The sequence below is a fragment of the Bacillus sp. H1a genome, from assembly GCF_000633475.1.
Taxonomy (GTDB): Bacteria; Bacillota; Bacilli; order Bacillales; family Bacillaceae_G; genus Bacillus_A; species Bacillus_A paramycoides.
The window spans coordinates 1-7,679 of record NZ_AYMH01000118.1 but is presented as its reverse complement, the minus strand read 5'-3'; the positions used below and the strand labels follow the sequence as shown (position 1 = coordinate 7,679).

Here is a 7,679-nt window from a genome sequence, read left to right as displayed (position 1 = left end):
GAAATAGGGATATTTCCCTATGTTATATAGTAGATTATAGCAGTGATATGTGGTACATGCAATAGAATCTGTCATTTATACCACTCCATTCATTTTTTGAAAAAGTTCTTATATCCCCATATCCCATGCCCATCAAGCTAAGAAAAGCAAATATCCTAAAACGAGAGAATTGATATCGTCAGGTGAACTATACAAATTTTTTGTTTGGGACGTTATAAAAAAGAAACAACCTTTCCTATAGTCTATGTTGTGTGAGCTTAACTAGATGGCAAGGACCTATTTCAATATTTTTGATAGAAAAAGCAAGGATATATAGAAATATCTATTTATAGAAATAGGGATATTTCTACAGTATAAAGAAGATTATAGTAGTGTTATATGGTACATGCAATAGAATCAGTGTAAGCGTCAAATATTTCCCACCTACTATTTGTAAATAACCCATGAGATAATTTCCTTACATACTACATGTGGAGGTTTTTTTATGAAAAGACACCTATTAAAGAAAGAATAGGAAACTTACATTCAATACTATAAAAACAGTGGATTATCCAAAGGTGTCTAGTGTCAAAAACAGAATCTACCGGTTCATCGGCTATATTACTGGCTGAAAATATTATTGCCTGAAACTGAAGATCAAAATAAAAATGAGCGTGTGAATTTATTAGGATTTAATAAAAAAACAAATTAATCTATAAATCCCTTGTTTCTTGCAACAAGCTTACAAGAAAGAATTATTAATAAAAATAGAGCGTTTGCTAAACGCCCTTTTTTATCTGACTTCATCTTTATTATCTTTGAGATGAATTTATAATTGTGTTGGGTTTAAAGAAATATATTTTTTAGTTCCAACAATATGTAATTTTGTTTTTTGTCTTGACGTTTTTCCGATAACAATGAAAATCGATTGTATTTCCTTTTGAATCAATAGCACGATATAGGTACATCCATCGACCTTTGACTTTCAATCATGGAAAAAGAACCCTTTTAGAACGTTAAAAATTCAGATTGTGAAATGAAATGTGAATTTGAAATAAAGTTTAACCGTTTTGAAAGAAGATTAACTGTTTATAAAAAAGGTAAATCAAAATATTGGTTTATTGTAGAAGAGCGAGTTTACAGATGATATGTTTATAATTGTGATAGAAAAGATGTGTTCCTATGAAAGACTTCTAATGTAACGGTTAGGCTTCAATAAGAGAGGGGGATTAAGATGTTAACAAACAAGTACTTAGACGATTTATTCGAAGAATTAAAAATAGAAGGTGAAACTTACTTTTACTATTTCTACTCCTATGTAACACCATCAGCATCAGAGTATTTTAAATACGGTCTTGGAGCATTGGCAGACCTTGAGCATTTAATCATATGTTTTACCGATAAAAGACTTATGGTATTAGAAATATCAATGAGTGGTAAGTTCACTGGTAATATAAAGAGTATAGACATGAAGGATATAGAAAGTGTGAAAGTTAAGAAAGGTTTGTTTAGGACTAAGATAACCGTCACTTCAACAGGTAACAGGGGAGATATTGTAATTAAAGCAAATAGTTTTACAATAGGCTTATCGAATCAGAAGAAAAACCTAATAAAATTAGAAAAGAAGTATAGTTAAAGATAAGAGACAAATAGGTTTTTATTTGAAGAAGGATTACAAAAAAATCAATCTTTTTTATAAAAGAATAATTCGATTAAATATTATAAGAGCATGTTTTGATTAATCTTTTTTTCAAAACACGCTTTTTTCTTTCGTTCTTTTATCACGGTTAATAGCATTAATTTGATCAAACTTTATTCGAAACCTACATGAAAATAGCTTATTGTGACAATTTACTAGGACAGCTAATGACTATAACTCCCTTTTTTTATATATTAAGCAACGAAATATGCTTCAATTGTTGCTTTTAAATAAAGTCACGATGTTTATAAAAAAGACGCGTGGATCTGTTTATCTAAAGGGGTGTTTTTATTGTGAAACAAAGCTACATCTAATATTAAACCCAATACATTTATGCATAGTTTTTCCAAATTACATTTGATAATATAGATAAATGGACGTTAAATACATAATATATTAATAGTTAGGGAGGTATTAGAAATGAAAAGAACACCTGAATTTATACTGGGTTTAATTGGTGGTATTTTGGGAGTTATAGGTTCTCTTATTATATTGATGATAGCTATTACTGTTTTGGATGGTGATATTGATTATAAAGCTGTAACTTATTACTCTATTTTATTAATTATTCAAATAGGGCTGTTAGTTTTAGCATGTTCAGTAAATAAGGTTAACAATATAGTCTACGGACTTTGTATGATATTACTTCCATTAGTAACATTGGTTATGTCATTATTTCTTTTATTTATTCCAGTAATTCTTCAAATTATTTCTGGTGGATTTGCGTTTCGACCTTTAAAACAAGAATCTAAATAAAATATTTAGCAATTCCAAAATCATGGTAAATATATAAGGGCTAATTTAAATAATATTTTTGAAGGGTGGTGTTGTAATTTGAAACGTACTGTAGAATTTGTAATCGGCTTAATCGGAGGAATCTTAGGACTCTTACTTTCTTTATTTATTGTAATTGGTTGTATTTCTTACACAAGTTCTAATACTAGTTCTGGAGGTATTGAAGAATATATTATCATTACTTCTAGCATCGCCTTAATTATTCAAATAGGCCTATTAGTATTAGCTTGTTGTGTTAATAAAATAAATAATAAAACTTATGGTATTTGCATGATTGTATTAAGTATAATTTCATTGTTTTTAGGTTTATTTATTTTATTCCTTCCAGTGGTTTTACAAATCATTTCAGGTGCATTTGCATTTAGACCTTTAAAACAGGAGACTAATTAAAACAATAAGGTAAAGCAACTCCAAAATATACAATAAAAGTTGATTTTGGAGTTATTTTACGTTTACGAATCAGTAATGTATATTACTTAAGTAATTTTTCAAAAGCTCCCCCCTATACCGCTATTTCCGATAACAAAAGCAAGGATATATAGAAATATCCACTTATGGAAATAGGGATATTTCTATATTGTAAAGAAGATTATAGTAGTGTTATATGGTACATGCAATAGAATCAGTAAAGTATATTACTCTAGTAATTTTTCAAAAGCTTTGCCTATACCGCCATTTATAATAACAAAAATAAGGGTATAGGGAAATATCTAATTATAGAAATAGGGATATTTCTACATTATAAAGAAGCTTAAAGTAGTGAAATGTGGTACATGCAATGGAATCAGCAATTTATATTACGCCAGTAATTTTTCAAAGGCTCCCCCCTATACCTCCATTTTTGATAGCATAGACAGGGATATAAGGAAATATCTAATTATAGAAATAGGGATATTTTTACATTCAACAAGGATTAGACCTTTTTTATTTTTAGCTATATTGAATAGTGTTGTTGATACTTTTCCGTTCTCTGTCGAAGAAACTTATGATAAACTTAAATTATCAAATTTTACCAAATTCACATATGTTATTCCACTAATTGGTATAGGGGGTTACGAGATGAAGGAAAATTTAAAAGTAGCATGGATAACTTCTTGGTTTGCCCTTTTGGGTCAATTAGTATTTTTTACAGGATTGTCGTTACTCACTGAAAATTGGCGGTTTACAATGTGGAGTTTTATGGTCAGTATGATTGTAGGAGTTCCAAGTATAATCCACACTTATAAGTCCCAGAAAATTGCGGATACAAAAAGGTAGAAGGTGCCTAAGTAGGTTTATACCTATCCTTCTATTATATCTGCTAATGAGTTCATTCCTTGTTCAATATACGGAGTCTTTAATGGAATAAGAAAGGAAACTTCCGGAAAAATTGGAGTTTCCTTATTTTTATTGGTTCTGGTGCAAAGATAAAATAACAGAGAATATAGCTTATATATTTCTAGCGGAATCCTATTTTATGTTGTAATCCCAAACAATCGATGGATGAATTTTTTCTGGTTTTGAACAGACTGAAGCCTTAAATCAATCTGTTCTTTTTTAATCATATGCATAGCTTCCACTCCTGCAAGAATGGATGTAGCTGTGCAAAAAGACTTGAATCCTAACATAGAACGTACACGTCTCTTAATAAAACGATGATCTTGCTCTATAATATTATTCAAATATTTGAGCTATCGGATTTGGATGCTTGCGGGGTGTTTTTAATCAAACTTAATTTCAAAGCTACACATTTTTAGGTGGAGAAATAGGAGTATCTTCGCTATTTATGGTAACAAAAGTAGGGATATATAGAAATAGGGATATTTCTATATATCTAAATATCTGTCAATAATTTGAACTTCTTTTTCTGTTCAGGAGGTAATTGATCTTCTACATAATGATTTATAAGTAAATCAATTATTTCATGAGCATATTTCCTATTAGTTGTAAATTGACAAAAAAATTGTATTAAAAAATGCGAGTCATTCTATTCAACAATTGGGCCATTTAACAGCATAACTTTTTCAGGTAAACAAATTAAAAACGTTAATGTGAAATGTATTTACTGAACAACCTGAAATTTTTTAGATAGTATGAAATTTGTGAAAAAGGGTACTTGAAATTACTGGTATAATAATAAAAAATCATTAATGGAGGAAGTCTATGAAATTTGTACTTATATTTGGTCCGCAAGCAGTTGGTAAAATGACAGTAGGGCAAGAGTTAGCTAAAGCAACTAGATTGAAACTATTTCATAACCATATGACCATTGAATTACTTGAGCCTTTATTCAGCTTTAGCCCGGAAATGTGGAGGTTGTCAACTTTATTTAGAAAAGAAATATTCAAGGCAGTGGCTGAGAGTGAACTGGAAGGTTTGATCTTTACATATGTGTGGGCTTTTGATCAACAAGAGGATTGGGACTTCGTAGACCAGACATGTGAAATCTTTGAATCCCTGGGTGCCACTATTTATTTTGTGGAATTAGAAGCCGATATGGACGAGAGGCTGGAACGAAATAAGAGTCCGCATCGACTTGAGCATAAACCTACCAAAAGAAACGTTGACTGGTCGGAGAATGAACTAAGGGAATCAATGAAAAAATACAGATTGAACTCCCATAAAGGTGAAATTAAAAATGAGAACTACATAAAAATTAATAATACAAGTTTGAGTGCTGCAGAAGTAGCTGAAATAGTGTCAAAAAGGTTTGAATTATAAAATCACGTGAATGATCTTCAATTATCAGGCGCTATTGTTGAATAAAACTTAGATTTTTAAGCGACTTTATTGTTATATTTCCTAGTGTAGTGAAGTATCTTACATCCAAAATTAAACAACTATATTTTTAACTCCATCCTAAATTTAGAACGGGGTTATGCTTGTTTGAGCTTTTAAAATTAAAAAACTTCACTGTCATTTTACATTAGTAAGTTTCGATTCACTTGTTTTTTCTTATTTTTAGGTGAAGAAACAGGAGTATCTTCACTATTTGCTGGTAACAAATGTAGGGATATATAGAAATATAAACTTATAGAAATAGGGATATATCCATATTGTGAGGGGAGATCACAGCAATGATATATGGTACATGTAATAGAATCATAGAATTTACGAATAATGCCTAAATCATTGGTGTCAAAAGAGGTTGACTACAATGAAACTAAAATGATACTCCTGATTTTGGAGGGATAAAAAGAATAGCACCACCAGCACAAAAATAATGGGGTGTTGCTACTGATTAGTGGTGTAGTGTTATTGTAGCTAAGTACAAGGAAAATATTAAACAGTTAGCTTTAGGGACAAAACGATTGATTAAGGTGTTAAGTGACAACAAAGTTGTTTAATTCTTATTGGACTAACAGGCAGGTTAGTTGAAGAGTTTTAGTTAACTTGGGTTCAACAATTGGGCCAGGTTGTTGAGGATCTCTCTCAAAGAGGGCAGGTTACTTATGTTAAAATATTGCGAGTGAAATCAGGTTCTTAACGATTTGATCAAGTATCAAGCAAAATAATTCAGAAACGAAGAAGGGACAGTACTAACATGGAAAATGTTTCTAATGTAGATAAATTGGAATCAATAAAGTCTTTACAATCGACAATCAGTAAACTCGAAAATGCCTTGTCACAGATGACTCAGAAAGGCGCAAATACCACCTTAGTAAAGAAACGACTCAAAGCTGTTTGCATCGGCCTAGCAATGCTAGAAAACGTTTGGAATCAAAGCCCCCATCATTATACCCAGGAAGATTTAGCAGAAGCTCGCAATGTTCTTACTGGTTTGCTTCCATCAATTAAGAACATTCATGATCAGTCAAAGGCTGGTAGTCCCCAAAGAACGCTTTTAGAAAGAAGAATAAAAGCGTTGAAACTAGCTATCCAAGCGATTGACAATTATTTTTGATAAATAATTTATCTAACTAAGTAGAATAACGGGTGCTTTAGTTCAATAAGAATTAAAGCACCCGTTATTGATTTTTGAGTATCAATACATTTGAATGGATAGAAATTAAAAAACTTTATTATCACTTTACATAAGGAAGCTGCAGTTGAGAGAGAAGAAAAGGTTGTGGAGGAAGTCCTGGTGACGATATTTCTTAAATCACAAAAACATAGAAATATCCCTATTTCTATGTAGGGATATTTCTATGTTTCTAAATCTCTGTTAATAATTTAAATTTCTTTTTCTGTTCAGGAGTTAATTGATTTTCTACATAATGATGTATAAGTAAATCAATTATTTCATGAGCATATTTCTTATTAGTAAGTTTCATTAGTGCTCCAAGCTCTTCCTTAGATTGACCAGAAATTTTAATACTACCTTGTTGGTTTTTAAATGTCTTTTTCTCTGGTGTTTGCTCCTTCTTTTTCTCTTGCTGAGTCACTTGTTTTTCTTCATTTATAGGTGGAAAAGTAGGAGTATTCTCTTCACTTTTTGTTACAACTGGATCCTCGTTTGGAATATAAGGATCTATTGGGTTAAAATTGCTCTTTTTTCTGCCTAATAATCCAGGAGTTCTTGCCATGTTATACACCAACCTTCATACTTTCAAAAACATTGATACGAGATAATAATTCATCACTAATTTTTTCATATAGTTCTATTACATTTAAATCATGTCTATCATTTTCAGTAATACCGTTAACATCAAACCTTTTAATACGCTCCATCTGTGGAACGATATGTTTAAATAGGTTTTCTTCACCAAAAATTTCACGAGCGTTTTCCATAATGTATTCATCCACTTTACCATTATTTTTTAATAGCACTGGAAGAATACCTACAACTTCAATATCAAGATTATATTGCTTTTTTAATTTTACTAGTTGGTTAATGTAGTTTTCCGCACCTGTAAGAGAACGTTCTTGTGTTTGTAGAGTTATAAGAACATAATCAGAAGCTACAACTGCATTTTTTGTGACTTCAATTGACATAGGCGGAACATCGATAAATATGTAATCGTATTTATGTTTTATTTTCTCAAGTAATCCCTTAAAGTAGAAATCTTCTTCTGTTTCCGAAGAACACGATTTATATAGAAATTTTGCGAAATCTTGAAAATCAACATAAGAGGGAATTAAATATAAATTTTCCATTATTTCAACTTCTAATCCATCTAAATTCCCCTCTTGAATTCCTTTCATTAATGTTTTATTTAAAGTTACCTGTTCGTCAGGATTAAGGATAGATTTTGTTAACATTAGAGATTTTGTTGCATTACTCTGT

At 30.6% G+C, this 7,679-nt stretch carries 8 protein-coding genes and 2 pseudogenes; 6 read left to right on the top strand and 4 right to left on the bottom strand.

The genetic code is table 11. The features are described 5' to 3' along the window. Positions 1-896: 896 nt before the first annotated feature. A pseudogene (locus U860_RS34720) lies at positions 897-968 on the bottom strand (DDE-type integrase/transposase/recombinase); the annotation flags it as partial. 245 nt (positions 969-1,213) lie between these two features. Here U860_RS34720 and U860_RS0130260 point away from each other — a divergent pair. The 4 genes from U860_RS0130260 (at position 1,214) to U860_RS36730 (ending at position 3,730) form a co-directional block, all read left to right on the top strand. Next, positions 1,214-1,615, top strand: a complete 402-nt coding sequence (locus tag U860_RS0130260; RefSeq protein ID WP_025151396.1) for a PH domain-containing protein — start codon at positions 1,214-1,216, stop codon at positions 1,613-1,615. Between the two features lie 483 nt (positions 1,616-2,098). Further along, complete coding sequence (locus tag U860_RS0130255) at positions 2,099-2,434, top strand: hypothetical protein (protein WP_025151395.1); 336 nt, start codon at positions 2,099-2,101, stop codon at positions 2,432-2,434. Between the two features lie 78 nt (positions 2,435-2,512). After that, entirely contained in the window at positions 2,513-2,863 is a 351-nt protein-coding gene (locus tag U860_RS0130250; protein ID WP_025151394.1) for a DUF4064 domain-containing protein, read from the top strand. A 369-nt stretch (positions 2,864-3,232) separates the two neighbouring features. Further along, positions 3,233-3,730, top strand: coding sequence for a hypothetical protein (locus U860_RS36730; protein WP_240184510.1), 498 nt, complete (start codon positions 3,233-3,235; stop codon positions 3,728-3,730). A 197-nt stretch (positions 3,731-3,927) separates the two neighbouring features. On the opposite strand, the pseudogene U860_RS32325 reads toward U860_RS36730, so the two are convergent. Then, positions 3,928-4,158: pseudogene (locus U860_RS32325) on the bottom strand (DDE-type integrase/transposase/recombinase); the annotation flags it as partial. A gap of 457 nt (positions 4,159-4,615) precedes the next feature. Here U860_RS32325 and U860_RS0130235 point away from each other — a divergent pair. Both U860_RS0130235 and U860_RS0130230 read left to right on the top strand, forming a co-directional pair. Further along, positions 4,616-5,173 (top strand): AAA family ATPase, encoded by a 558-nt coding sequence (locus U860_RS0130235; RefSeq protein ID WP_025151392.1) that lies wholly within the window; start codon positions 4,616-4,618, stop codon positions 5,171-5,173. Positions 5,174-5,996: 823 nt separating this feature from the next. Further along, positions 5,997-6,356, top strand: coding sequence for a hypothetical protein (locus U860_RS0130230; RefSeq protein ID WP_025151391.1), 360 nt, complete (start codon positions 5,997-5,999; stop codon positions 6,354-6,356). 250 nt (positions 6,357-6,606) lie between these two features. Here U860_RS0130230 and U860_RS0130225 read toward each other — a convergent pair whose 3' ends face one another. Further along, entirely contained in the window at positions 6,607-6,978 is a 372-nt protein-coding gene (locus tag U860_RS0130225; RefSeq protein ID WP_025151390.1) for a hypothetical protein, read from the bottom strand. A gap of 1 nt (position 6,979) precedes the next feature. Beyond that, the coding region (locus tag U860_RS0130220; RefSeq protein ID WP_025151389.1) for a ParA family protein at positions 6,980-7,679 on the bottom strand (700 nt) is incomplete at its 5' end.

Coding starts and splice junctions, on each gene's coding strand:
- U860_RS0130235 (WP_025151392.1), top strand. CDS start 4,616: ATGAAATTTGTACTTATATTTGGTCCGCAAGCAGTTGGTAAAATGACA.
- U860_RS0130255 (WP_025151395.1), top strand. CDS start 2,099: ATGAAAAGAACACCTGAATTTATACTGGGTTTAATTGGTGGTATTTTG.
- U860_RS0130260 (WP_025151396.1), top strand. CDS start 1,214: ATGTTAACAAACAAGTACTTAGACGATTTATTCGAAGAATTAAAAATA.
- U860_RS0130225 (WP_025151390.1), bottom strand. CDS start 6,978: ATGGCAAGAACTCCTGGATTATTAGGCAGAAAAAAGAGCAATTTTAAC.
- U860_RS0130230 (WP_025151391.1), top strand. CDS start 5,997: ATGGAAAATGTTTCTAATGTAGATAAATTGGAATCAATAAAGTCTTTA.